We start from the raw sequence: 25,868 nt of genomic DNA, 5'->3' as shown, positions 1-25,868 counted from the left end.
TCCGACCATGCATTCCCCGCGAATACGGCCTGAACTTGAGTGGATCGCACTCAACTTCGGCTCATTTCGACTCAGCCGCGGCGTCGGCGCTCACGCAGCTGCATGAGCTCCTTCTTCTCCTTGCTGGTCAGCGAGTCGGCGCCCTCGGCGTGGATCTTCTCGAGGAGCTCGTCCATCCGCTGGTCGTCCTTGGAGACGGTCGAGGACTCCCAGGGACCGGTGACGACGGTCGGGCCCGACTTGCGCTTCTTGGCCTTGGCGGGCTTGGCCGGCTTCGGCTGGCCGGGACCGCCGGCCACCTGCGGGATCCAGGCGAACCGGTCGAGCAGGCCGAACTGGCGCGCCACGAAGGCGTTGACGACGAGGCCGACGACGAAGACGAGCAGCATCACCCAGCTGCGGTAGCCGAGGTACTGGATCAGCTGGATGCCGACGAGGATCACGCCGAAGAGCCAGGCCGGGATGTTGAACATGAACATCCGGTCGGGCCACTGCGCGATCCACAGCAGCACCACCATCATCTCCAGCATCCCGAGACCGGCGAGGAGGTAGGACGGGTCCAGCACCGCACCGAAGACGACGGTCAGGAACGAGAGCACCGCCGTGAACGCCACCAGCATCCAGGCGAACCGGACCCGGCCGAGCTCGTTGCGCTCGAGGTCGGAGCCGAAGTACCAGAAGAAGAAGATCGCCAGGACGTCGAAGATGCTGAACTGCGGGTAGGCGAAGGGCCAGGTGAACAGCGTCCACAGCTTGAGCTCGGCGAGGTTGGGCTGGATCAGGGCGAGCCCGGCCAGCACACCCTGGCCGCCCATCACGGCGAAGAGGATCAGCCCGACGATGCTCGCGAAGACCACGAGCCACGTCGTGGTCACCCCCAATGAACCGATGTGGAACCAAGGCTCGTGGGGGTAACGACCGCCTGGGGTCAACCGGAAACGTTCTCGCACGGGGCCGAGCCTATCCACGCATTGGTTGCCGCGTCAGCAGGGCACTCCCACCGACTTCCTCGATGTTGCCCAGATCCGGGGGAAGCGCCGGATCGTTGCGCCACGGATGTTGCCGAAAAGCCGCTCGCGCGCCATACCTGTCGATCATCGCGATCAGCGCGGTGAGGTCCTTGGCGCGGTCCTGGGCGACCAGCCACGCCATCAGCCGTTGAGCACGTGGAACGGCCGTGTGCTCGAACGGCACCCCGGCGTCGTACCAGAACTCCAGCACGGCGCCGCGCAGCAGCTTCCAGTAGCGGCTCGGGTCCTCGGTGTCGGGGTGGACCGCCGCGCGGAAGTGCTCCCACATGTCGATCGGCAGTACCTCGACGAGCAGGGTCTCCATCAGCGTCGCCGAGCCGCCGGCGCGTACGAGGTCGATGGTCTGGCGCTTGGTGTCGATCCGCTCGACGAGGTTCGCGATCTGTGCCCGCTTCTGCGTCGCCGAGGACCGGTCGGAGCGGACCTGCCAGTCGTAGACGATCTCCGTCATGACGTCGAAGGAGTCCGCGGCGAGGAACACCTGGGTGAGTGCGACCTGGTCCTGGTAGCGAGTGCGCTCGGGGAAGGCGATCGCGTTCTCCGTCCAGAACGACCGCCGGAAGATCTTGTTCCACACGAAGATGTCGGCGAGCATCAGCGGCGCGTCCTCGATCCGGCACCTGAGCCGTTCCTCGGCGTGGTTGCGGCGCATCAGCGGCGTCATGAACCTGCGTTCCACCCCGTCTTCGACCGCGACCCGCTCCGCCGCACCGACCGCGAAGTCCGAGCCCGTACGCCGCAACGACCGCACCATCGCCGACCATGCATCGCGCGGCAGGGTGTCGTCAGGGTCGACGAACGTCAGCAGCTCGCCGGTTGACGCGTCGATGCCGGTGTGACGCGCTCGCGACACCCCTGAGTTCGGCTGGGTGATGACGGTGACGCAGGCTTCCTCATCGGCAAGCCGCCGCAGGATCTGCGCCGACCCGTCCGTCGAGCCGTCGTCGACGACGATCACCTCGAGCTTGGAGATCTCGCTTCGCGGCTGGTCCAGGATGCTGCGCAGGCTCTTCTCGACGTACTCCGCCACGTTGTAGACCGGTACGACCACACTGAGCGTAGGCCTGAACCCCGCCAGGTCCCTCACCCGACGGACGCCGGCTTCGCTCAGCTTCCTCCAGCCGGTCACCCCCGAGCAACTCTCACAGTCGGGCGTCCTTCCGGGAGCTTGTGGGGAGCCACCTGTTGTCCTTGTCGAGCTGTTGACCAACCGCTGGCATGGAGTGTGGTGCACGCCTGTGCCGGTAGGGGTGGGCCGTGGTTTGTCTTCCCCGAGATCCGGATGACCACGTCGCCACCCGGCTTATGCCGCCCTCCCGAACAAGGCGGTGCTCGTCTGCTGAACCCAGGACGAACGCACCAGAGATTAACCCACTGGAATCCGGTTTCCTTAACCAACGCTGAGGATCGTCGGAACTGTCACGCGGCCGCAACATTCGGGTGACCCGAAGGGGCCGTGAGGAATAGTCCAGATGGACTATCTACCCCGGGATTCGCCGGGCTCGAGGTGCCGGCTGGCAGGTGGGGCAGAAGTAGGAGGAGCGGTTCATGAAGGCGGTGCGGCGCATCGGGGCACCGCACCGGTCGCAGGGCTCGCCCTCACGTCCGTACGCCGCGAGCGACCGCTCGAAGTAGCCCGACTCGCCGTTCACGTTGACGTAGAGCGCGTCGAAGGAGGTGCCGCCCTGGGCCAGCGCCTCGGTCATCACGTCGCGTACGTGGCCGAGCAGCTCGCGCACCTTCGGGCCGGTCAGCCGGTCCCCCGGGCGTTCACCGTGCAGCTTGGCGCGCCAGAGTGCCTCGTCGGCGTAGATGTTGCCGACGCCGCTGATCACGGTCTGGTTGAGCAGGATCCGCTTGATGCCGCTGGCCGATCGCCGGACCCGCCGGACGACCGCCTCCGCGTCGAAGGCGGCCTCGAGCGGGTCGGGGGCGATGTGGACGATCTCGGGCGGAAGCTCGGCTCCCCCGGGGCTGATCGAGAGGCCGCCGAACATGCGCTGGTCGACGAAGCGGAGCTCGCGACCCTCCGCGGCTCCTTCGAGGCGGATGCGGACTCGCAGGTGCCGTTCGTCGGGCGACTCCGGCGGCTGGACGAGGATCTGGCCGCTCATCCCGAGGTGGGCCATGAGGGCGTCACCGGAGTCCAGCGGCAGCCACAGGTACTTGCCGCGGCGGCGGGCGCCGACGAGCACGCGGCCCCTCAGCTCCTCGGCGAAGGCCGAGGCTCCGGCGAGGTGGCGGCGTACGGGCCTGGGGTGCAGGACCTCGACGGCGAGGATCCTCGCGCCGAGTACGTGGCGCTCGAGGCCGGCGCGTACGACCTCGACCTCGGGGAGCTCAGGCAACGACCGACCTCAGGCCGAGGAGGAAGCGGAGGCCTGGATCTCGCCGTAGGCCGTCTCCGCGGCGGCCTGCTCGGCCTCCTTCTTGGAGCGGCCGACGCCGTTGCCGTAGAGCTGCTCGCCGACCCGGACCTTCGCGGTGAAGGTCTTCATGTGGTCGGGGCCCTCGTCGGTGATGACGTACTCGGGCACACCGAGGGCACGCTCGGCGGCGAGCTCCTGCAGCGAGGTCTTCCAGTCGAGCCCGGCACCGAGGTCGGAGGCCGCCTCGATGAGGGGGTCGAAGAGTCGGTGGACGAGGACGGTGGAGACCTCGATGCCACCGGAGAGGTGGACCGCTCCGATCACCGCTTCCACGGTGTCGGAGACGATCGACGCCTTCTCGCGCCCACCGGTGGCCTCCTCGCCACGGCCCAGCTTGATGTGCTGGCCGAGGCCGATGGCCTGACCGACCTCGGCCAGGGCGCGGGCGTTCACAACTGCCGCCCGCAGCTTGGCCAGCTTGCCCTCGGGCAGGTCTGGGTGGGTGCGATAGAGGGTCTCGGTGACCACGACGCCGAGCACCGAGTCGCCCAGGAACTCCAGGCGCTCGTTGGTGGGCAGGCCACCGTTCTCGTAGGCGTAGGACCGGTGTGTCAGCGAACGCTCAAGCAGCTCGGGGTCCAGGATCGGATCCCCGAGCGCTTTGCGAAGCTCGGCGTAGTTGGTCAGGAGACTAACCGCGTGTCAGATCAGAGGACCTGGCGACGCTCGGCGCGAGCGCCGTACTGGCCGCACTCGCCGCACGCACGGTGCGGGATGTGCTTGGCGCCGCAGGCGGGGTTCGCGCACGTCACCAGGGTCGGCGCAACGGCCTTCCAGGCCGAGCGGCGGTGGCGGGTGTTGCTGCGCGACATCTTCCGCTTCGGGACAGCCACTGTTTTCTCCTCTTATTCGGCCGGTCGGATCTCGACCGGCTACTGAAGCCTAGTTACTGGCGAACTCTAGTTGCTGGGCTCATCTTTCAGCGAAGCCAGCCCCGCCCAGCGCGGGTCGACCTTGTCGCCGTGGTCGTGCCCGGGATCGTCCGCGAGCCGCGCCCCACACTCGGGGCACAGTCCCGGACAGTCGTCCTGGCACATCGGCTGGAACGGCAGTGCGAGCACCACCGCATCCCTGAGCACCGGCTCGAGGTCGATCAGATCGCCCTCGGTCCGGCTGGTCTCGTCGTCCTCATCAGGCGCCTGGCCGTCACGAGAGTCGTCGTAGACGTACAGCTCCTGGATGTCGACCTCGGCTTCGTCCTCGATCGGCTCCAGGCACCGCACGCACTCGCCCTCGAGGACAGCGAAAGCCGTCCCCGTGACCAGCACACCCTCCATGACCGCCTCGAGCCGCAGGTCGAACTCGACCGGCGAACCCTCGGGGACAGAGAGGACTTCGATACCAAGATCCGCCGGCGCCGGCACCGTCAGCTCCACGTGACGCTCGGACCCCGGGCGGCGGCCGAGCTCGCGTGTATCGAGCACGAGCGGCGCTCTCGGGTCCAGGGCAGTCATGTTTCACTTCCGGATGAGGGCAGGCAGATCAGATGAGATCTTACCGGGACCGGACGACGGCGACCAAAAGGACGGTCACCACACCGGCCACGCACGCGACACCGGCGACGCCCGTCGCGACCCAGGCCGCCGACTGGAAGACCGGTGCGGTGGCCAGGTCGCCGCCGGCCGGGTTCGGCGGAGCGATGTGGGCGGCGAAGACCGCGAACGACGCCGCGGCCCAGACCGCGACCGCCGGCCCCGCAAAGCGCGGCGTGACGGTGAGCCCGAGCGCGGTGAGCAGGCTGGTCACGACGGTGAGCGGGATCAGATAGCGCCAGTACGCTCCCCCGCCACCGGCCGCGTAGTTGAGCTGGATCCCGACGACGACCACGGTCAGGGCGAGCAGCAGCAGCGCCGTCGCCACCCGGACGGTCTCCCGCCGCGTCCGGGAGAAAGCACGGAGGCCGACGACCAGCCCGAGCACGAGCGGGGCGAGGGTGAGCACGGCGCCGATGGTGACGTGCTCCTGGAGCGCCGGCGGGATCAGCAGCTGGCGCCAGATGTCCGGGTCGGTGGCGACGTCGAGCACGGGGCGTACCTCCCGTTCCTGCAGGGGGCCGCCGGGCTTGCCGACGAGGTCGGTCTGCATGCCGGACCAGTTGCCGGTGGCACGGAAGTTGCGGATGTAGAACCATGCGTTGACGGCGACGGCGAGGAGCACGGCGACGCCCAGACGCAGGATGCCCGTCCAGTCGCGGCGCGGGCCGAACAGCCAGACCAGGCCGAGGGTCGTCGCGCACAGGCCGATGAAGACGACGCCGGGGAGCCGGGTGCCGAGGGCAGCCGCGGCGTAGAGACCGAAGAGCACCAGCCCGCCGGTCCGGGCTCCGTGGCGAAGCAGCCAGACGGTCTGGCCGACCAGGAGAGTGGCCCACAGCACGAACAGGTTGTCGTTGAAGACCACGCCGCCGAGCCTGGTCAGGGCCGGGCTGAGCGCGGTGACCAAGCCGGCCGCGACCGACACCTCGGGGCGACTGGGCACGATCTGGCGCGTCGTCCACATCACCGCGGCCACGACCAGGCAGGTGATCACGAGGGCGATGCCGCGGGCTGCCATCCCGGCGGCGAGCAGGTGGCCGGCATCGGTGAGCGGACCGACCACGGGGGCCAGCAGCAGATAGAAGAGCGGTGGATGCTGGCCGGTCCAGTCGAAGGGCAGCGTGTAGCCCCAGATCTGCGGCATCCGCATCGGGTCGCCGATGCTGATCAGGGTGCCGTGCCAGAGCTGGTAGGCGTGGTCGACATGGGCCACCTCGTCCTTGGTGCCGTAGAGCGGCGAGGAGAGCGCATAGCCGGCACACACGCCGGCGCAGGTGATGAGGTTGGCGATCAGGCCGGCGGTCCAGAGCTGTGGTGCGGTGGGCCGTGCGGTGGGCACAGACGTCTCCCGAGTGGTTCGTTGGCTGGTGACGGGGCGGATGTTGGGGCAGGTGTTGGAAGGTCGCCGGCACGACGGGTCAGGAAGGCGGCGACGAGGGCGACGACGACGTCGGCCAGCACGGCGATCCCACGGGCCAGCAGGGCGACGAGCAGCGCCAGCCCGGGCGAGAGTACGCCGGAGAGGGCCACGACCAGGACGGCCTCGCGCAGCCCGGCGCCGGCCGGGAGCCCGATCGCGGCCATGCCCAGGCTGAACCCGAGCGCATAACCGCCGACGCTGGCCAGCAACGAGGGCAGCGGGTCGCCGCCCAGGCCGACCACGACCACCCAGATCTGGAGGCCTAGCAGGAGCCAGACCACGCCCTGCAGCGCCAGCGCCGTGCCGATCCCCCGCCAGGTCGGCAGCACCTCGAGCGGCTCGCGCCGCACCAGCCGCAGCCCGGTGTCGGCCACCTTCGCGAAGACCGGCGGATGCAGTGCGACCAGGATCAGCGGCAGGAGCAGGACCGCCCACCAGTAGCGCGCGAACGTCTCCTGTCCGAGGAACGGCATCAGCAGCACCGAGACCATCACCCCGGCGCCGACCGCGATCGCCAGCACGAGAACACCCTGGGTCAGGGACGTACGCCGCGGCACCCGCTCGGCGCGGGCGAGCTCCATCTGGCCGACGATCGTCCACACCGAGCCGGGCAGGTACTTCCCCAGCTGGCTGACGTAGAAGATCCTGGCCGCGGGCACCAGCGGCAGCGGCGAGCCGAGATCGGCCAGCACCACCCGCCACATCAACAGAGCGACGCCCTGGGCGAGCACGGTCAGCAGGAAGGCGACCCCGAGCACCCACAGCGGCAGCTCCTCGAAGCCCCGCACGAGCGCGTTCCAGTTGCGGTGGATCGCGTACGCCGCCACCAGGACGACGATCGCGACGACCACCGCCTTGAGCGGCACCGCCTTCGTCCAACCTCGGCCCACGGGTCCTCCTTGGCAGCACTTTTCGGGTGCCGACATCTCAGATGCGGGGTGTGCTGCTCGATCTTTCCTTGATCACGACCCTAACGTTGAGGTGATGCACATCGTCGCCTTCGGCACCTACGACGTGGCCTCCCATCCGCGGGTCGCGGTACTCATCGAGGGCTTACGCGCCTGTGGCGCGGAGGTCACCGAGGTCAACCGGCCGCTCGGCCTGGACACCGCGGCGAGGGTGGCGATCCTGCGACAACCGTGGCGTCTGCCGCTGCTCGTGCTGCGCCTGCTGACCTGCTGGAGCGGCCTCGTCGCCGAGTCGATGCGTCGCCGTCGGCGCGGGCGTCCCGACGCCGTGCTGGTCGGCTATCTGGGCCATTTCGACGTGCACCTGGCCCGTCTCCTCCATCCGGGCTCGACCATCCTGCTCGACCACATGGTCTCGGCCGCCGGGGTGGCCACCAACCGGCGGCTGGCCGGATCCGGCGGGTTGAAGCTGCGGCTGATGAAGGCGATCGACGCGATGGCGCTGAAGCAGGCCGACGTGGTCATCGTGGACACGGTCGAGCAGCAGGAGGGACTGCCCGAGGACGTACGCCGGCACTCGGTCGTCTGCCCGGTGGGTGCCACCAAGGAGTGGTTCGACGCGGGCGCCCGGGCCCTCGAGCGGCCGACCGAGGAGCCGCTGAAGGCTGTCTTCGTCGGCCTCTTCTCCCCCACCCACGGCGCCCCGGTGATCGCCGACGCCCTCGACATCCTCGCCGACGACGAGCGGATCGAGGTGACGATGGTGGGCCAGGGCCAGCAGTACGAGGAGGCCCGGCGCCTCGCGGCCGGCAACCCGCGCGTCTCCTGGGTCGACTGGGTCGACGCCGAGGACCTGCCCGACTTCGTCGCCGGGTTCGACGTGAGCCTCGGCATCTTCGGCACCGTCCCGCAGGCACGCCGGGTGGTGCCCAACAAGGCGTTCCAGGGTGCCGCCGCCGGGGCGGTCGTCGTCACCTCCGACACCGAGCCCCAGCGGCGGATGCTGGAGAGCGCGGCCCTGCTCGTCTCCCCCGGCAGCCCGGAGGAGCTCGCCTCAGCCCTGACCAAGCTCGCCGACGACCCCGACGAGGCCCAGCGCCTGCGCGAGGCCGCCTACGAGCAGGCACGGGAGCACTACACCCCGCGGGCCGTCGCCTCCCCCATCCTCGAATGTCTTAGCTGAAGCGAAGCCCGAAGCAATCAGCCCAGTTGAACCCGACCCGACCCAGGACCCCGATGTCGCTCACCGCCACCGACCGCCCACTGCCGCCGCTCGCACCCCGCGCCTGGCTCCGCTACGACGTCGTCAGCCGGATCATCGACCGGCTGGCTCCGAGGACGGCGCTGGAGATCGGCTGCGGCCAGGGTGCCTTCGGCGCCCGCCTGGCGATGCGCGCCGACTACCTCGGGGTCGAGCCGGACGCGGACTCGTTCGCCGTGGCGTACGAGCGGATCACCTGCATGGGCGGCACGGTGCTGAACGCGATGTCCTCCGAGCTGGACTCGGAGAGGACGTACGACATGGTCTGCGCCTTCGAGGTGCTCGAGCACATCGAGGACGACAAGGGGGCGCTGGCCGAGTGGGTCACCCACATCCGCCCCGGCGGGCAGCTGGTGCTCTCGGTGCCGGCCTTCCAGGAGCGGTTCGGGCCGATGGACCGGCATGCCGGGCACTTCCGTCGCTACAGCCCCGCCGAGCTCACCGAGCGGCTGGAGGAGGCCGGTCTGGGCGAGGTCGACATCACCGTCTACGGCTGGCCGCTCGGCTACGCCCTGGAGGCGGTCCGCAACCGGATCGACGCCCGGAAGCTGGAGAAGGTGGGCGACCTCACACCCGAGGAGCTCACCCGGGCAACCGGGCGTACGTTCCAGCCCAGCGGTCAGCTCAAGGGGGCCGCCATCGCCCTCGCGACCAGCCCGTTCATGGCCCTGCAGCGGCTACGGCCCGACACCGGCACCGGGCTGGTGGCCGTCGCGACCAGGCGCGACTGACCCGCCGGCCGGAACACCCGAAAGACAACTTGAACGACCTACCGCGCGCGCTACCGGCGCCGGTTCCCGACTACTCATAGATTTTCGGCCTGTGCCCTCCCCTGTTGTGACTGGATCCGATCGGTGGCGCTCAGGCGTCGTCCTGGCACTTCTCGTCCTCTTCGTCGCGGTGACCTTCGGTCCCGCGCTCGTGGGTCAGGGCATGCTGCTGGACACCGGGTGGCTGCACGCGATGATGCCGTACGCCGCCGACGGCCCGATCCCGCAAGGGACGCTGTGGTGCCGCGGGGACACCTGGGACTACTACCTGCCCGGCGTCCAGAACATCGTCGAGGGCGCACGCCACGGCAACTGGCAGACCTGGGCGCCGTACGAGGTGGGCGGCGCGCCGCTGGCCTCGCTGCCGAACCATGCGGTGCTGAGCCCGGTCTCGTGGCCGTACTGGGTGATGCCGCTGTGGCTGGCGCCGGCCTGGGTGAAGCTGACCGAGCTGGTCCTGGTGCTGGCCGGGATGGTGCTGTTCCTCGGCCGGCTCGGGGTGCGGCGCAGCATCGCGCTGGTCGCCGGCCTGGTCTTCTTCACCTCCGGGTTCATGATGATGTGGACCAACTGGCCGCACACCAAGGTCGCCTGCTTGATCCCGCTGCTGCTGTGGGCTCTGGACCGTGCGGTGCGCGAGCGCGGCGCGCGCGACCTGGCCGCCGTCGGCCTGGTGGTCGCCGCGATGCTGCTCGGCGGGTTCCCGGCGGTGACGATGTTCGCGCTGACCCTGGGCGGGATCTACGTGGTCGTCCGGGCGCTGGCGCTGCGGGACGTGCGGCGCACGCTGGTCGCGGGCGGCATCGCCGCCGGCGGGGTCGGGCTCGGGGTCGCGCTCTCCGCGGTCCAGGTGCTCCCCTTCGCGCTCAACATGAGCGCTCTCGGGCTCGACGGGCGGGTCCCCAACCAGGTCAAGCCGGCCAGTCTCGTGCTGACGACGGTGGCCCCTGACGTCTACGGCACCTGCGTCGACGGGCTCTGGTTCGGCGAGGACAACCCGATCGAGTCGATCTCCTTCATCGGCGTCGCGGCGCTGATCCTGGTCCTGTGCGCCCTGATCGTCAGGCTCCCCGGCGGCCGCCGCCCCTCGACGCCCGCCCTGCTCGCGGTCATACTGGCCGCGGTCGTCTGGCTGCTGTGGGTCGGCGGGCTGCCGCTCGAGCTACTGCAGAAGCTGCCCGGCTACAGCTCCAACAGCTTCGGGCGGGCGAACTCCATCTTCGGGTTCCTGTGCGCGGTGCTGGCCGGGATCGGGCTGGAGCGCCTCGTCCAGCGGGCCGAGGTGTCGCGGTCTGCCGATGAGGAGGGTCGATCCCGGCGTCCGCGTCTGGTGGTCTCGCTGGTCGTGCTGCTGGCGGCCGCCGGGGTGGCTGCGTACTTCCTGTACGCGGCGTACGTCTACATCGACGGCGTCCCGGGGCCGATCCCCGACGTGGCCGCGAAGCTGCGGGTGCCGGCGCTGCTGGGAGCGGTCTCGGTCCTCGCGGTGGCGGCGACGCTGCTGCTGCGGGGCCGGCTGCGGCTGCTGGGCCCGCTGGTGCTCGTGCTGGCGGTGCTCGCGCAGAGCACGATGTTCGCGCGGGAGGTGCTGCCGCTCACCGACCGCGACGAGTTCTACCCCGTCACGCCTGCCCACGAGTTCCTGAAGAAGAACCTCGGAGAGGAGCGCTACGGCGCCTCGAGCTGGGAGCACTCGGGCGTCGCGGACCACTACCGGCTGCGTACGCCGACGGGCCATGAGTTCACCTCGGCGGAGTGGAAGTCACTGATCGCCGCGGTCAGCCCGGACGCCCAGCTGTCCCCGACCTACAGCGACTTCCCCGCCAACGTGCCAACTCCCGGGCGTCAACCGGTGCTCGACCAGCTCTCGGTCCGCTACTGGGTGACCCAGCCGATGGAGGTCATCGGGGTCTCCTCGCCGACACCGGTGCCGGGCGCGCAACGGCAGCCGCTCACCGTGATGCCCGGCCAGCAGGCGACCTGCCAGGTCCCGCAGGGCGACCTGCGTGGGATCGAGGTCACCGTGCCCGACGGCCTGAAGCCGCGGGCGCAGACGCCGACGGTGGTCCGGGTGAGCGTCGGGGCCGGCGCCGAGAAGGTCATCTCCGAGCGGGCCATCGCCGTGAACCGGCCGCTCAAGCGTGGGGAGAGGCTGCGCGTCGCGATCCCCGACCACCGCTTCGCCTCCGGTCCGGTGCCGGTCACCATCTCGTTCACGGGGAAGCGGAAACCGGTCCAGCTCGCCGGCCGCACCGACGGTTCCGCGGTCTGCGCTGCGGTCCGTCCGGAGAAGGGCGACGGCCTGCGAGTGGTGCACGCCTCGGCCGGGGCGGTCGTCTACGAGCGCGCGAGCGCACTTCCCCGGATCCGCTGGGCAGGGACCAGCGAAGTCGTGACGGACGGTCCCACGCGGGTGCGGCGGCTGACCGAGGGCGTCGCCCCCGGCACGGTGCTCCTCGACGACGACTCGACGCCGGCCGCGTCCGGCTCGACCGCCGAGGTGGACGTACGCCGCGACGAGGCCGAGACGATCTCGGCCGAGGTCACCGCGGACGGAGCCGGCTACCTGGTCGTCGCCGACTCGATCGCCCGCCCGGGCTGGTCGGCGACGGTCGACGGCCGACCGGTGGACCTGGTGGCCGGCAACCACGCCTTCGCTGCCGTGCCCGTCCCGGGCGGCACGCACACGGTCACGCTGCGCTATGAGGCCCCGGGGCTGCGTACGGGTGCCTGGGTCTCGCTCCTCGGCGCGCTGGTGACGCTGGGTCTGCTGCTCGTTCCTCGGGTGCTGGATCGACGCCGCGGCAGACGCCGCGTGGACCTCTCCTGAACGCCAGGTTTCCCTAGCACATACGCCGGATGACACCCGCGAGGGGGCGTGGGGCCGCGGAATCCACGCGGTAATGTGGCAGCTCAGAAGCCCCTCATCTGCCCCGAATCCTGTTCGGTCCCACTACTTGCCCTGAGGTCCCTGTGAAGCTTGTCGTTCAAGTCCCCTGCCTCAACGAGGAGGAGACGCTCCCGTCCGTGCTGGAGTCGATTCCGAAGCAGATCCCCGGAATCGACGAGATCGTGATCCTGATCGTCGATGACGGGTGCACGGACCGGACGGTCGAGGTGGCCAAGGAGCATGGCGTGCGCGAGTTCGTGCACCACTCCCGCAACCAGGGGCTCGGCCGATCCTTCCACGACGGGGTCGTTCGCGCGCTCGAGCTGGGCGCCGACATCGTGGTCAACACCGATGGCGACAACCAGTACCCGCAGGACCGCATCGCCGACCTGGTCCAGCCGATCATCAACGGCCAGGCCGACATCGTCATCGGCGACCGACAGGTCGACCGGATCGAGCACTTCTCCGGGCTGAAGAAGAAGCTGCAGAAGGTCGGCTCCAAGGTGGTCAACATGGCCGCCGAGACCGATCTGCCCGACGCGGCCAGCGGCTTCCGCGCCTACTCGCGCGAGTCGCTGATGCTGCTCAACACCGTGACCCGCTTCTCCTACTGCATGGAGACGATCATCCAGGCGGGCAACAAGCGGATGAAGATCGCCTCGGTGCCGATCGAGACCAACGCCAAGACGCGTGAGTCGCGGCTGTTCAAGTCGATGCCGGAGCACATCATGAAGTCGGGAGCGGCGATCGTGCGCTCCTACATGATGTACAAGCCGTACGCCATCTTCGTCTGGCTCACCGCCTTCTTCTTCGTCCTCGGGGCGATCCCGTTCTTCCGCTACCTCGTGCTGTGGCTGAGCGGCGACAACGGCAACCACATCCAGTCGCTGCTGCTCGGTGGCGTGCTGATCAACCTGGCCTTCATGTCCGCGATGCTCGGCGTGATCTCCGACCTGATCCGCACCAACCGAGTGCTCATCGAGGACGATCTGGAGCACACCAAGAAGGCTCGCTTCGGCAAGTCCGGCACCGAGATGCTCCGCGACCAGACCTCGGTCGCCGAGTTCGACCTGCCGCACACACCGCGCGCGAGCAAGTCATCTGCCCAGTCCGGCGAGACGTGGACGACCAGCCTGTGACAGCGACTCAGTCCGACCCGGTCTCCGCCACGGGGGCCGGGTCGTCGGCTACCCCCAGCCCCGCGAGGCCCAGTCTGAAGAAGCGGCTGCTCAAGATCGGGCTCGCCCTCGCCGTCGTGCTCGGCGGCGCGTACCTGGTCTGGCGTCAGCGTGCCGACCTGGCCGTCGCCGTCCAGGAACTGAGCCTCGGCCGCGTCGCGATCGCCGGGGTCCTGGCGGTCGTCGGCACCATGCTGATCGCCCAGATCTGGGTCGCCATCCTGCACGGGATGGGCATCCGGCCGTCGCTGCGCGACTCCCACTCGGTCTTCTACGTCTCCCAGCTGGGCAAGTACCTGCCCGGCTCGGTGTGGCCGGTCGTCGCGCAGATGCAGTTCGGGCTGCGCTGGGGCGTCGCGCGCCGGACGATGCTCGGCGCCAACATCCTCTTCATGGGCGTCGTCGTCGCCAGCGGCATCGGCGTCGGCGCGCTCCTGCTCCCCTGGTCGTCCTCCGAGGGCCTCGACCGCTACTGGTGGCTGCTGCTCCTGCTGGTTCCGCTGGCCGTCTGCCTGCACCCGCGCGTCGTCCCGGGCGTGCTCGACTGGCTCTTCGCCCGGCTCGGCCGGGAACCCCTCAACGTACGTCTCACCGCGCGGGGGCTCTTCACTGCGATCGGCTGGGCCGTGCTCGCCTGGGTCGCCTTCGGCCTCCACCTGGCCGTGATGATGCAGTCGTACGCCTCGATCGGGCTGCTCGAGGTCGCGGCCGCGACCGGTGGGATGGCCCTGGCGTGGGCCGCGGGGATCGCGTTCATCCCGGCGCCGGCCGGCGCCGGGATCCGTGAGGGGCTGCTCGCCCTCACCCTCGGCCCGATCATCGGAGTCCCCGAGGCGCTCACCGTGGCGCTCGCCTCCCGTGTCCTCCTGCTCATCGCCGACGCGCTGCTGGCCGCTTTGGGGGCGGTTGTCGGGCGGCGTACGTCCTGACCGGCCAGGCCGCGAGGCAGACGGCAAGCACACCGCACACCACGCCTGCGGCGACCACGAGCTCGGCCCCTCGCGACTCGGAGTTCGGAAGCCGGCCCGCGTAGGTCACCGAGTTGATGAACCAGCCGAAGATCAGCAGGGCGTAGACGCCCAGCACGAGCGTGATCGCGGCCGCCGCGAGCCGGCTCCATGACTCGCGTGAGCCGGCCGGGATCAGGTCGACGATCGCCAAGATGCCGACGGCGAGCACCGTGGCCAGCAGGGGCATGAGCGGCATCAGGTAGCGGTCGTTCGGATTCCCGCCGCCCGCGACGAACCCGACCAGGTTCGCCAGGACGAGCGCCGCGTGAGCCGTGAGCAGCAGCCATCCGGCCGCCGACGAGGGCTCGTCCGTCGGCCGGGTGGTGCTGCGGCGGACGAGCAGGACGAGAAGGCCGAGCACCGCGACGACGGCGAGCACGTCGGCGCCCGCCGCGTATCCCTCGGCGAGCAGTGGCGCCCATAGGCGCTCATACCAGTCCACCCAGAGCGAGCCGTCCGTCACGACCTGCCACCAGGTGCCGTTCGGCTCCCGGTCGAACTTGGCCAGCAGTGCCTCGGAGGCGGTCGGGTCGCCGTAGAGGACGATGTTGCGGACGTAGAACCATCCGGTGGCGAGCGCGGGAACGCCGGTGGCCACCGCCGCGGCCCCCACAGCGTGGATCACGCCGCGACGCGAGTGGTCCCGCAGCAGCAGAGCCAACGCGATGGCCGCGCCGCACAGGACGACGGTCAGCACCCCAGGCGCCTTCGCCCCTGCCGCGGCGGCCCCGGCCAGCGCCACCAGTGTCAGGCGCCCCGGCGACAGGCCGCGGTTCAGGATCCGGATCGTCGCCAGCAGGGTCAGCGATGACGCCGCGACCGCGACCCCGTCGTTGGCGATGTGCCCGCCTGCGGTCACCAGCACGGCACACGAGGCGCTGGTCCCGGTGGCCAAGAACGCGACCGCCGCTCGCCGGGTCACCTCGAAGGCGATCAGGCCCACCAGCAGTACGCACAGCGCGGAGCCGACGGCATTGATGAGCCGCATCCCGACGATCATCACCTGAGGTGCGTCGAGAGCCCCGGCCGCGGCCACGAACGGCAGCGACATCAGGTAGTAGAGCGGAGGATGGTTGGCGGTCCAGATGTGGCGGTGCGGCTCGTCCACCATGGTGTCCAGACCCGCCACGACCTGGGGATACCGACGGGCATCGGTCGTCACGGGCGTGTCGATCGTCGGCAGCCGTCCCGAGGCGAGCTCCACCGCGTAGCCGGCGTTCGGCCCCTCGTCGCGGGTCTGGTACTGCAGTGCCCGGGTCAGGGCGACGTAGCTGCTCAGGCTCAGCGCGAAGAACGCCATCAGCACCATCGCCACCAGCAGCCGTCTTGGAAGACGTACGTCGGTGCGGTCCTCGTGTGTGGAGTGGAGCATTCGGGACCTTCGGATGGGCTTGCGGGCTTTGGTGAGCCTATGTCGGTTCTGTGGTGATCTTCTGCTCTTGGTGCGTGTCTTTTTGGGTGGCTCTTGTCTTCGGGCGTACGCGGGGTTTTCTTGTGTTTTTTCGGCTGTTGAACGGGGCTGGTCTTGGGCCGCCGACCCGTTTTCGAGAGTGTTCTCGACCTGCCCCGGAGTCAAGGACGGCCTGCGGCCGCCGGCTACGCCGGCCGCTTCGCGGTCCTTGACACCGGACCATGTCGAGAAAAAGAGTTGGCTGGCTATCGGGGCGGCGGCCCGGGTGTGGCCACGGCACAGGCACTCCCGGCAGGTGACCGCTCCGCTCCGAGATCAGACAGGGGGTCTCCGGGTGGAAGAAAATTTTCTTCCACCCGGAGACCTCACCCCAGACCAGGCTCTCTCTGAGGCGAACGAAAATTCGTTCGCCGCCGGAAGGAAAATTCCTTCCGGCGATCGGCCCATCCCAGCTCCCAAGCCGCCACCCAACCCACATCGCTGCGCCATACCCCTGCCGCCGACCCGATAGCCAGCCAAAATTCTCGGCGACGACCGGTGTCAAGGATCGCCGAAGGCGACCGGCGTCAGCCGGCGGCCGAAGGCCGTCCTTTACTCCGGACGGCGGCGAGAACACCCTCCTCGAAAGGGTCGGCGGCAAACCCCAACCACAAAAACACGGCACCCTTCAGCGCGTCGCCACGATCTCCCCACCCCGAACACTCAGATCCCTCTGCTCAACCCTCCCGCGAGACTTGTGAGTCCAGATCGTCACAGTCGTAGCCTGCTTCTCGATCCTCACGACCGAGCACGGCACATAGTTCGCACGGATGGCATCGGTGAGCCACGGCTGCGGCGTGTGCAGCGGCATGGTCTCGATGATGACCGGGATCGAGCCGTCCTCGAGCTGAGGCACCAGCACGTCCTCGTACTGCGCGAAGTCGTAGTGGAACAGGTAGTAGGGCGTCGGGTTGGTGATCGCGAGGGTGTCGTAGAGCTCCAGATAGTTGGGCATCACCAGCGCCTCGCGGGTGCCACCGCTGCAGCGCTCGTACTCCGGGCCCGCCCAGCGGGTGATCGCGTCGGTCACCTGGAAGGACTTCGCGTCTCGGCGCATGTCGTTGAGATGGTCGACGGAGGCGAGAGCGGGTACGCAGCCGAGCACGACCAGCGCGCCGGCGGAGACAGCCGCAACGGCACCACGCAGGAACGTCGATCCGAGGACCGCACCCGCAACCGCCAAGGCAACGAGCAGTACGGCGCCGGCCATGCTCTGCAGGCCGAAGCCGATCCAGAGCGTCGCGGCAGCCCACAGAGCGCCGGCCGCGGCGAGCGGTAGCGCGATCGCCGGCGCTCGCACCCCGGCCGCGAGGGACGTACGGCGCTCGTAGAGCTCGGCGACCGCCAGGACGACGGCGAGGAGGACGAGGGCTGAGACGGTGGTGGTGTGGGGGTTGTCGACGCGCCGGATCGGGACGACGACGAGGACCAGTCCGGCCAGCGCGACCAGCCGGGTGGAGTCCGAGATCCGCTGCCACACCAGCGGCACGAAGGGGATCAGCAGCGCGAACGGGTAGAGCGCCAGGACGAAGAAGCGGCCCGACTCGGTCGGCAGGTCGAAGAAGTTCCACACGGCGTACTGCGAACCCTCGTGCGTCTCGGTCTGCCCGAGGATCACCTGCCGGTTGAAGTCGGCGAAGGAGAGCCCCCACACGAGCTTGTACGCCACCGCCTGGACGACCAGTCCGAGCACGAATCCCCCGGCCAGCTGAACACAGTTGAGGATCCGGGTGCGCCAGGACGCCGAGCGCCGGGCGAACAGCTCGAAGAGCCCCGAGGCGCCGGTGAGGAGCACGGCCAGCTCGACGTACTGCCAGAAGACGAGGGCCGGGAGGAGGATCCGCGCAGCCGCGGCCAGGCGCGGGCGTGACTCGAGCCAACCGGTGGGCAGCAGGACGAAGACCCACAGCAGGCAGATCGTGTACTTGATGTGCAACGGGGTGGCCAGCAGGAGCACCCCGAGCGCGAGCGCGATCATCACAGCCGGGTGCAGCCGCAGACGGAGGCCGATCGCGGCGGCGAGGACCGCGCCGAGGCCGGCACCGAGCAGGCGGCCCCAGAGGAAGTACCAGGCCGTCGGGCTGCCGCCCGCGATCGCGTAGAGCGCCGCGTTGACCCAGAACGAGCCGGCGTTCCAGCCGTGCTCGAAGTCGACCAGCGGGATCGCGCCGTGGGCGGTGATCTCGGCCAGGTGATACTGCGCGCCGAAGTCCTGGGTCAGGAACGAGCCGTTCTGAGCGCCGACCGAGTAGGCCGCCCAGACCAGCGCCACGACACAGACCCCGGCGAACGTCGCCCACCTGATGATCCCGACCGGCTCGGTGTGATCAGTTCTCGAGTCCCCAGGTGACGCCATGACGGCGACCCTATGAGAGCGGGCGCCCGGCGTGGATGATCCACGCCGGGCGCCCGTGATGACGTGGGTCTCAGCCCTTCGTCAGGACCGAGGTGCGCTCCGGGTAGGGCAGGGTCGGGGTGAGACCGGTGTGGATGGTCTCCTTCATCCCCGATGCGGCGATGGCCTCGACGTAGCGCTTGCGGCGGCTGTTGTCGAAGACGATGATCCCGCCGGGAGCCAGCCGGTCCTTGGCCTTCTCCAGGCACGCCTCACGGGCACGCCCGTCGATCACCACGAGGTCGAACTCGCCGTCGACATCGTCGATGGAGTTGACGTACGCCTCGAAGTCGAGGCCCGCGTGGCCCTCCTTCTGCGAGGGGATGACGGGGTTGTCGCTGGCGACCGGCTCGATGACCCGCAGGGAGATCTTCTCCTCGCCGGCGAGCTCGGCCTGCATCATCTCGCCGAAGCCCTTGTGGTGCTCGACGGAGTGGATCTCGTCGGCGCGGCGGGAGAGCCAGATGGTGGAGGCGCCGGAGCCGTACTCATAGATCCGGATCGGGCGCTCACGCTCGCTCAGCCAGGCGTCGACCGCGGTGATCGCGTCGTAGGTCCACCACGGCACGTCCAGCTTCGCCATCGCCAGTGAGTCGTAGACCTTGGTGAGCGAGTGGGCCCAGTGACGCCAGCGCTGCTCGACCGGCGGCGCGGTCTCCTTCGCAAGTCCCGTCTTCGTCAGCCCGCGACCGACGGCCTTGAGGGAAGCGGCGTAAGACTGCTTGGCCAAGGAAAGCGGGGAACGGCCTGAGGTGGACATTGATCTCCAGGGAAAGGGATTGTCGGGTAGCCCAAAGGAACTGCCCAGTAGACGATACCGGCGAACGGTGCCCCTTACTCGGAACGTTCTGCCAAACGCTTGGTGAGTCGTGCGAGAACATCCGGCGGCAGGAAAGCCGACACATCCCCACCGAAATGGGCCATCTCCTTGATCAGCGAGGAGGAGACCGCCGCCCAGCGCGGGTCGTTGAGCAGGAAGACGGTCTCGACGCCGGTCATGTGGGCGTTCATCTGCGCCATCGGCGCCTCGTACTCCAGGTCGGGCGCCCCGCGGAGCCCCTTCACGATCGCCTGGGCGTCGATCTCGACACAGAAGTCGGTGACCAGACCCGTGAACCCCTGGACCCGTACGTTGCCCAGCGGAGCGGTCACTTCGGTGATCATCTCCATCCGCTCCTCGGGTGTGAACAGGCGCTTCGACTTCGACGGGTTGACCCCGACCGCGACGACGACCTCGTCGAACATCGCCGAGGCACGAGTGAAGATGTCGAGGTGGCCGAACGTGGGCGGGTCGAACGAACCCGGGCACACCGCACGACGCGTCATTGTTTCTTCTCCCATTCGATCAGTTCGGCCGGTCAGTCCGGCGCGTGGCCGTACCAGAGCGTGGTCTCGCCGTACTTCTTCGACTTCTGGTCGGTGAACCCGTCGGGCCAGACCGGCTCGGGGCTGCGTGCCGACCGCTCGACGACGACCAGGGCGCCCGGCACCAGCCAGCCGTGCTTGACCAGCAGCGCGATGTCCTCGGAGACGGCGTCGTCGGAGAGCGGATAGGGCGGGTCGAGGAAGGCCAGGTCGTAGGGCGCCGGCGGTGGCGTCACCAGGGTGCTCGCCACGGTGGCCGCGACCACGTGGGCCCGCGGGAAGCCGAGCTCCTTCGCGTTGGAGCGGATCACCCCGGCCGTACGCCGGTCGGACTCGACCAGGGTCACGACCCCGGCGCCGCGGGACCAGGCCTCCAGCCCGACCGCGCCGGTGCCGGCGTAGAGGTCGAGGAAGCGCAGCCCGGCCAGCGATCCGTAGGACGACTCGATCGCCGAGAAGAGGGCCTCGCGGACCCGGTCGGTGGTGGGACGGGTCCGCACCCCCTTGGGAGCGAGTAGGCGTCGCCCTCCGGCGACGCCTCCGATGATCCGAGTCATTGGGACACCTTAGGACTTTTCCAAGTAGTCGGCGGAAGCGGACTCCTCGATCTCGGTGACCCGCTCGGCCAGGAGCGGCGCGGTCACGAGGTCCGGGTCGGCCTCGAGCAGCGCCTCGGCCGCCTCGCGCGCCTCCAGAATGGTCTCCTCGTCGCGGAGCACGCGCAGGCTCTCCAGGCTCGATCGCCGGCCCGACTGGGAGGCGCCGAGCACGTCTCCCTCGCGGCGCTGGTCGAGGTCGACCCGGGACAGCTCGAACCCGTCGGTGGTCTGGGCGACCGCGTCGAGGCGGGTCCTGGCCGGGGTGCCGGTCTCGGCGTGGGAGACCAGCAGGCACAGCCCGTGCAGCCCGCCACGGCCGACCCGACCGCGCAACTGGTGGAGCTGGGAGACGCCGAAGCGGTCGGCGTCGAGGATGACCATGGTGGTGGCGTTGGGTACGTCCACGCCGACCTCGATCACGGTGGTGGCGATCAGCACATCGATGTCGCCGGCGGCGAAGGCGCTCATGGTGCGCTCCTTCTCCTCGGCGGGGAGCTTGCCGTGGAGCTTGGCGACGCTGAGCCCCTGCAGTGGACCGGTGGTCAGCTCCTCGGTGACCTCGTCGACGGCGGAGAGCTGGGCCGGGGCGGCCTTGACCTCGTTGCCGTCGGCATCGAAGTCGCGCTGGTCGCTCTCCCCCTGCTCGGACTCGTCGCCGCTGATCCGCGGGGCGACGACGTAGACCTGGTGACCCTTCTCCACCTCCTCCTTGACGCGTTCCCAGACCCGGGCGATCCACGCGGGATGGTCCACCAGCGAGACCAGGTTGGTCTGGATCTCGGCGCGGCCGGCCGGGAGCTCGGTGAGCGTGGAGACCTCGAGGTCCCCGAACACGGTCATCGCGACCGTGCGCGGGATCGGCGTCGCGGTCATCACCAGCAGGTGCGGTGGGGTGCCGGCCTTGTCGGTCAGGGCGGCCCGCTGCTCGACGCCGAAGCGGTGCTGCTCGTCGACGACGACCAGGCCGAGGTCGTCGAACATCACCTGGTCCTGCAGCAGGGCATGGGTGCCGACCACGATCCCCGCCTCGCCGGTGGCGATCCGGCTCAGCGGCCCCTTGCGCTGGGCCTTGGTCATCGAGCCGGTGAGCAGCTCGACATGGGTCTGCTCCTGGTCGCCAGCGAAGAGCCCGCCGGCCAAGCCGCTGGCGGCCAGATCGCCGAGCATCGCGGTGATCGAGCGGTAATGCTGCTGGGCGAGCACCTCGGTCGGCGCCAGCAGTGCGGCCTGGCCCCCGGAGTCGACGACCCGCAGCATCGCGCGCAACGCGACCAGCGTCTTGCCGGAGCCGACCTCACCCTGGAGCAGGCGGTTCATCGGGTGGGGCTGGGCCAGCGCCGCCTCGAGCTCCTCCCCGATCTCCTCCTGTCCCTTGGTGAGGGTGAACGGCAGCCGCTCGTCGAAGGCCGCGAGCAGGTGGTGGACGCCCCCGGTGCGGGCGGTGGTGCCCAGGGCCTGGAGCGCCCGTCGCCGGCGTCCCAGCACCAGCTGCAGCCCGAGCGCCTCCTCGAACCGGAAGCGGCGCTGGGCGCGCTGGACGTCCTTGAACTCATGGGGTGCGTGGATCAGGTCCAGGGCGTCGCGCAGCCCCGGGACGGCGTACGTCTCCCGGAGCTGCTCCGGGAGCACGTCGGTGACGTCCTCGACGACCTGTCGAGCGAACCGCACCGCGCGCATCACGTCCCAGTGCTGGAGCCCGGCGGTGAGCGGGTAGATCGGGAAGAGCTCGGTCAGCTCCTCGACCGCCATCTGGTTGTCGGCCGCCTCGGCGGCGTTCTCGGAGTCGGACGGGTCACCGAAGACGACCATCTGCGGGTTGGCCAGCTGCCACTCGCCGCGGAAGGATCCGGCCTTGCCGACGAAGACTCCCCGGACGCCGGGGGCGAGCACGCCGCGGCGCCATTCCGCGATCCGCTGGGACTTCGAGAAGAAGGTGAGCTGCAGGTCGGCGGTGCCGGCCTTGAGCTGGGTCTCGACGCGGAAGGCGGGCCGGCCGGTGCGGCGGTCGGTGTGCTGCCGTACGACGCTGCGGACCACCTCGCCGAGCACCGTGAGCATCTCGCCCTCATGCAGCTGCGGCGTCTGGCTGAGGTCGGCGGTGCGCAGGTAGCGCCGCGGGAAGTGGTAGAGCAGGTCGCCGACGGTGCGCAGCCCGAGACCCTTGGTGAACTTCGTGGCGTGCTTGCTGTTGCCCAGCACGGCCTCGATCGGCGACTCGAGGGTGATCGGCACCGTCTCTTCTCCTCTACTCCACCGACATCAGGAGGGGGTAGCGCTCCTGGCCTCCGTCGTACACCATCACATCAACGGCCGGATGGTTGGCAGCCAGCCACGCCGCGACGGCGCCGGCGAGCTCGCCCGTGGGGTCCTCGAGGCCGGAGACCAGCGTCACCAGCTCGCCGCCACCACCGATGAGCCGGGCGAGCACGTAGGTCGCACACGTCTCCAGGTCCTGGCCGACCTTGACGAAGTCTCCGTCGAGCACCCCGAGCGCGTCGCCCGGCATACACGGCCCCGCCATGGTAATCGCTCGGGTGTTCGAGATGGTGACCGCACCATGCCGCGCGTGTCGCGCGGTGGCGGTCATCTCCAGCACGTCCTTGTCGAACTTCCGGCCGGGCTCGTGGACCGCGATCGCCGCCAGCCCCTGCACCTGGCTGCGGGTCGGGATCACCGCGACGTTGATGTCGAGGTCGTCCTCGGCGGTGCGGGCCGCGGCCTCGGCCGACTGTCGGGTCGGTGCGTCGTTCGGGAGCACGATCACCTCGTCGGCGCCGGAGGCGGTGATCGCCTCGAGCAGCTCGGAGGTCGTCGGGCGCCGGTGCGGGCCGCCCTCGATCACGATCGCGCCGGCACCGCGGAAGAGCTCGGCCAGACCCGGCCCGGCCGCGAACGCGATCACCGCCCGACCGCCGCGAGTCGCATGGCGATGGGCCTGGCCGGCGATCTGCTCGGCGAAGTGGGTCACATGGATCCGGTGGGGCCGCCCGGCATTGATCCCCGCCTCGATCGCGGCACCGACGTCGTCGACGTGAACGTGCACGTTCCAGATGCCCTCGCCACCGACCACGACGAGCGAGTCGCCCAGCGGCTGGAGCCGCTTGCGGAGGTCGGGGATCGCGGCGTCCTCGGCGTCGAGCAGGTACATCACCTCGTACGCCGGGCCTCCGGGCTCCAGCGCGTGGCCGTCGGCCGCGCCCATGCTTGTCTGGATCGGGATCGGGATGTGCGGAGTGCTCGCCATCGGCTTCTGCGGACTCGGACGGCGTCCGGTCAGGGCGGTCTCGAAGGCGTCGAGCAGCACACAGATCCCGCGGCCACCGGCGTCGACCACCCCGGCAGCGGCCAGTGCGGGCAGCTGCTCCTGCGTACGGGCCAGCGCGGCGCGGGCCGCGCTGGCGGCGACCGACATCACGTCGCGAGTGCGGGCAGTCTCGTCGATCTCGACGCACGCCTCGGCAGCGTCCGCGGCGGCCCGGAGCACGCTGAGCATGGTGCCCTCCTGGGGCTCCCCCACCGCGGCGTACGCGGCGTTGCCGGCACTGCGCAGCGCGTCGGCGAAGACCGTGGCGGTGCGCTCGTCCTCGGTGGCCTGGATCAGGCGGCGCAGCAGGGCGCCGATCATCTCGGCCAGGATCACCCCCGAGTTGCCGCGGGCGCCCAGCAGCGCGCCGCGCGAGAAGGCGCGCAGCCCCTCGCGCCAGTCGGGGCCGGTGAACTCGCGCAGCCGGTCACGGGCGGCGGCGATCGTGAGGTAGAGGTTGGTGCCGGTGTCGCTGTCGGGCACCGGGAAGACGTTGAGCGCGTCGATCTCCTCGCGGTGCGACGCGAGCGCGTCGGTCGCCAGGTCGCCGAACCGGCGGAACAGATCGAGCTTGACCTCGGCCACGCTGCCCTCCCTACTCCTCGACACACCCCTGCATACACCCAGACACCGTGACGCCGGACACACTTCCCGGTATCGCGGCCCCCAGGGTAGGCGGTGCCTGGGTACGGGGTAAACGACGGGTGAACAAATCCGAGGCTGCGGCAAAGACACGAGCGAGTAACAACTTCTACCAAGTCATCCCCTGCGGCGGTGACGATCCATCCCTAGTGTGGAGGTTCCCCAACGCCGAAGGACTACGGATGTCGATCCCGACCCCGACCCCACGCGCGAAACGCGTCAACGCAATCTTCGACTTCTCGGCCGGGCGCGGCCTGGAGATCGGACCCCTGCACCAACCGCTCATCCCCCGAGATGCCGCGGAGGTCTCGTATCTGGACCTCTACGACCGCGACCGGCTCTACGAGTCGTACGCCGAACACTCCCGGGTGAACCACGACACCATCCCCGAGATCGACTATCCGATGTGGGACGGCACCCGGATGCGTACGCTCGAGGAGGCCGCCAAGGAGGGCGCCCCGTTCGACTGGGCGCTGGCCAGCCACGTCGTCGAGCACGTTCCCGACCTGGTCGGATGGCTGGCGCAGGTCGAGGCCGTCGTCGCTCCCGACGGAGCCCTCGTCCTGGTCGTCCCCGACCGGCGCTACACCTTCGATGCCCATCGCCCGCCCACCACGATGGGTCAGATCCTCCAGGCGTACGAGGCCGGCGACACGATCCCGTCGGTGCGCGCCGTCTTCGACCACCACCGGTCCGCGGTCAACACCGACGCCAAGCGCCTCCACCACCGCGGCCCGAGCGAGGCCGAGACCTGTATCCACGACCTCGGCTACACCAGGGCCCAGGTCGAGCGCGCCCGCCGAGGCGAGTACGTCGACTGCCACGTGTGGACCTACACCGACCGCTCGTTCCCCGAGATCATCGCCGAGCTGCGCCGCCTGGGGCTGACCGGCTGGTCGGTCGAGTCCCTGCTGCCCGTGCCCGAGAACGACATCGAGTTCTACGTCGTCCTGCGCCGCGGCCTCTCCCCCGACCTCCCCGCGGTGCCCGCGATCCCCGACTGGGTCGAGCACGGCCTCGAGCTGCGCGACGAGGTCGCCAGGCTCCGCGAGGTCGTCGCCGACCAGCGGCGGCGGCTCGAGTCGCAGCGCAAGCAGCTCGCCGGTCAGCGCGCCGAGATCGACGATCTGCGCGGGTCGAAGCGGTGGAAGCTGGCCACCGCACTGGCCGCGCCGCTGGACAGGTGGCGGGATCGCCGCTCGGACGACTGACGATTTCGCCGGGCACAGCCGGACGGGCTACGCTTGTTCGGTTGTCTCGGCAGGGCAGCCGTTCATCGCGCCCGCCGACACTATCCAATCGACCTCGATCATCTATTCAACCTCAGGAGTTCACGGTGGCTGCCGTCTGCGACATCTGCGACAAGAAGCCGGGCTTCGGCAACAACCGGCCGTGGTCCAAGAAGGCGACCAGGCGCCGCTTCGACCCCAACATCCAGCGCGTTCGCGCCGTCATCAACGGCACCCCGAAGCGCATGAATGTCTGCACGACCTGCATCAAGGCCGGCAAGGTCGCTCGCTGACCTCAAAGCACGAAGGGCCCCGCGGCAGCGCGCAAGCGCTGAGCGGGGCCCTTCTGCTTTGATCCGAGGGGCGCCGAGTCGGCGCAACTGCACGCCTTGGAGCGAAGCGAAGCGAGCGAGGCGTGCGGTTGCGCCGACTCGGCGCAAACCCGACGCAAG

The 25,868-nt window shown here is 69.7% G+C and carries 22 protein-coding genes; 7 read left to right on the top strand and 15 right to left on the bottom strand.

From position 1 onward, the window contains the following. Positions 1-71: 71 nt before the first annotated feature. The 8 genes from ABT304_RS23755 to ABT304_RS23720 form a co-directional block, all read right to left on the bottom strand. Positions 72-875: a DUF6576 domain-containing protein gene (locus tag ABT304_RS23755; protein ID WP_350718996.1), complete on the bottom strand. Its 804-nt coding sequence runs from the start codon at positions 873-875 to the stop codon at positions 72-74. 85 nt (positions 876-960) lie between these two features. Continuing rightward, positions 961-2,082, bottom strand: a complete 1,122-nt coding sequence (locus ABT304_RS23750; protein ID WP_350718994.1) for a glycosyltransferase family 2 protein — start codon at positions 2,080-2,082, stop codon at positions 961-963. 430 nt (positions 2,083-2,512) lie between these two features. Continuing rightward, positions 2,513-3,379 (bottom strand): bifunctional DNA-formamidopyrimidine glycosylase/DNA-(apurinic or apyrimidinic site) lyase, encoded by an 867-nt coding sequence (mutM, locus tag ABT304_RS23745; RefSeq protein ID WP_160024527.1) that lies wholly within the window; start codon positions 3,377-3,379, stop codon positions 2,513-2,515. Positions 3,380-3,388: 9 nt separating this feature from the next. After that, on the bottom strand, positions 3,389-4,030 hold the full coding sequence (rnc, locus tag ABT304_RS23740) for a ribonuclease III (protein WP_350719134.1): 642 nt from the start codon (positions 4,028-4,030) through the stop codon (positions 3,389-3,391). Between the two features lie 77 nt (positions 4,031-4,107). Continuing rightward, positions 4,108-4,293 carry a 50S ribosomal protein L32 gene (gene rpmF, locus ABT304_RS23735; protein WP_008358292.1) on the bottom strand — a complete coding sequence of 62 codons (186 nt, stop codon included), beginning with the start codon at positions 4,291-4,293 and terminating at the stop codon, positions 4,108-4,110. A gap of 66 nt (positions 4,294-4,359) precedes the next feature. Beyond that, positions 4,360-4,914 (bottom strand): YceD family protein, encoded by a 555-nt coding sequence (locus ABT304_RS23730; RefSeq protein ID WP_160024528.1) that lies wholly within the window; start codon positions 4,912-4,914, stop codon positions 4,360-4,362. 40 nt (positions 4,915-4,954) lie between these two features. Beyond that, positions 4,955-6,334, bottom strand: coding sequence for a glycosyltransferase family protein (locus ABT304_RS23725; protein WP_350718992.1), 1,380 nt, complete (start codon positions 6,332-6,334; stop codon positions 4,955-4,957). After that, complete coding sequence (locus ABT304_RS23720; protein WP_350718990.1) at positions 6,286-7,305, bottom strand: lysylphosphatidylglycerol synthase domain-containing protein; 1,020 nt, start codon at positions 7,303-7,305, stop codon at positions 6,286-6,288. Before ABT304_RS23720 ends, ABT304_RS23725 begins: the two co-directional genes overlap by 49 nt. 94 nt (positions 7,306-7,399) lie before the next feature. Between ABT304_RS23720 and ABT304_RS23715 the strand changes: the two genes are divergently transcribed. From ABT304_RS23715 to ABT304_RS23695, 5 genes are all read left to right on the top strand, one after another. Next, positions 7,400-8,506 (top strand): glycosyltransferase family protein, encoded by a 1,107-nt coding sequence (locus tag ABT304_RS23715; protein WP_350718988.1) that lies wholly within the window; start codon positions 7,400-7,402, stop codon positions 8,504-8,506. A 53-nt stretch (positions 8,507-8,559) separates the two neighbouring features. Further along, complete coding sequence (locus tag ABT304_RS23710; protein ID WP_350718986.1) at positions 8,560-9,315, top strand: class I SAM-dependent methyltransferase; 756 nt, start codon at positions 8,560-8,562, stop codon at positions 9,313-9,315. 106 nt (positions 9,316-9,421) lie between these two features. Continuing rightward, entirely contained in the window at positions 9,422-12,184 is a 2,763-nt protein-coding gene (locus tag ABT304_RS23705) for a YfhO family protein (RefSeq protein WP_350718984.1), read from the top strand. 143 nt (positions 12,185-12,327) lie between these two features. Next, positions 12,328-13,383 carry a glycosyltransferase family 2 protein gene (locus ABT304_RS23700; RefSeq protein ID WP_350718982.1) on the top strand — a complete coding sequence of 352 codons (1,056 nt, stop codon included), beginning with the start codon at positions 12,328-12,330 and terminating at the stop codon, positions 13,381-13,383. Beyond that, positions 13,380-14,351, top strand: a complete 972-nt coding sequence (locus ABT304_RS23695) for a lysylphosphatidylglycerol synthase domain-containing protein (RefSeq protein WP_350718981.1) — start codon at positions 13,380-13,382, stop codon at positions 14,349-14,351. Before ABT304_RS23700 ends, ABT304_RS23695 begins: the two co-directional genes overlap by 4 nt. Here ABT304_RS23695 and ABT304_RS23690 read toward each other — a convergent pair. The 7 genes from ABT304_RS23690 to ABT304_RS23660 all read right to left on the bottom strand — a co-directional run bounded on the left by ABT304_RS23690 (position 14,293) and on the right by ABT304_RS23660 (position 24,130). After that, a complete protein-coding gene (locus tag ABT304_RS23690; protein ID WP_350718979.1) occupies positions 14,293-15,804 on the bottom strand; it encodes a phospholipid carrier-dependent glycosyltransferase in 1,512 nt (503 codons plus the stop codon). The two genes, ABT304_RS23695 and ABT304_RS23690, sit on opposite strands and share 59 nt — an antisense overlap. Before the next feature lie 706 nt (positions 15,805-16,510). Further along, positions 16,511-18,238: a hypothetical protein gene (locus ABT304_RS23685; RefSeq protein WP_350718978.1), complete on the bottom strand. Its 1,728-nt coding sequence runs from the start codon at positions 18,236-18,238 to the stop codon at positions 16,511-16,513. 70 nt (positions 18,239-18,308) lie between these two features. Continuing rightward, complete coding sequence (locus tag ABT304_RS23680) at positions 18,309-19,007, bottom strand: class I SAM-dependent methyltransferase (RefSeq protein WP_350718977.1); 699 nt, start codon at positions 19,005-19,007, stop codon at positions 18,309-18,311. 104 nt (positions 19,008-19,111) lie between these two features. After that, positions 19,112-19,603: a pantetheine-phosphate adenylyltransferase gene (gene coaD, locus ABT304_RS23675; RefSeq protein WP_350718976.1), complete on the bottom strand. Its 492-nt coding sequence runs from the start codon at positions 19,601-19,603 to the stop codon at positions 19,112-19,114. 32 nt (positions 19,604-19,635) lie between these two features. Then, a complete protein-coding gene (gene rsmD, locus ABT304_RS23670; RefSeq protein WP_160024539.1) occupies positions 19,636-20,199 on the bottom strand; it encodes a 16S rRNA (guanine(966)-N(2))-methyltransferase RsmD in 564 nt (187 codons plus the stop codon). 9 nt (positions 20,200-20,208) lie between these two features. After that, positions 20,209-22,473, bottom strand: a complete 2,265-nt coding sequence (locus ABT304_RS23665; RefSeq protein ID WP_350718974.1) for an ATP-dependent DNA helicase RecG — start codon at positions 22,471-22,473, stop codon at positions 20,209-20,211. A 13-nt stretch (positions 22,474-22,486) separates the two neighbouring features. Further along, a complete protein-coding gene (locus ABT304_RS23660; protein WP_350718972.1) occupies positions 22,487-24,130 on the bottom strand; it encodes a DAK2 domain-containing protein in 1,644 nt (547 codons plus the stop codon). Positions 24,131-24,369: 239 nt separating this feature from the next. Here ABT304_RS23660 and ABT304_RS23655 point away from each other — a divergent pair, with 239 nt between their 5' ends. Together ABT304_RS23655 and rpmB are read left to right on the top strand one after the other, a co-directional pair. After that, on the top strand, positions 24,370-25,398 hold the full coding sequence (locus tag ABT304_RS23655) for a class I SAM-dependent methyltransferase (protein ID WP_350718970.1): 1,029 nt from the start codon (positions 24,370-24,372) through the stop codon (positions 25,396-25,398). A 125-nt stretch (positions 25,399-25,523) separates the two neighbouring features. Continuing rightward, positions 25,524-25,709, top strand: coding sequence for a 50S ribosomal protein L28 (gene rpmB / locus ABT304_RS23650; protein WP_141803692.1), 186 nt, complete (start codon positions 25,524-25,526; stop codon positions 25,707-25,709). The last annotated feature ends 159 nt before the right edge of the window (positions 25,710-25,868 follow it).

It is taken from the genome of Nocardioides sp. NPDC000445, assembly GCF_040300245.1.
Lineage (GTDB): Bacteria > Actinomycetota > Actinomycetes > Propionibacteriales > Nocardioidaceae > Nocardioides.
This window is presented reverse-complemented; position numbering and strand designations above follow the sequence as displayed.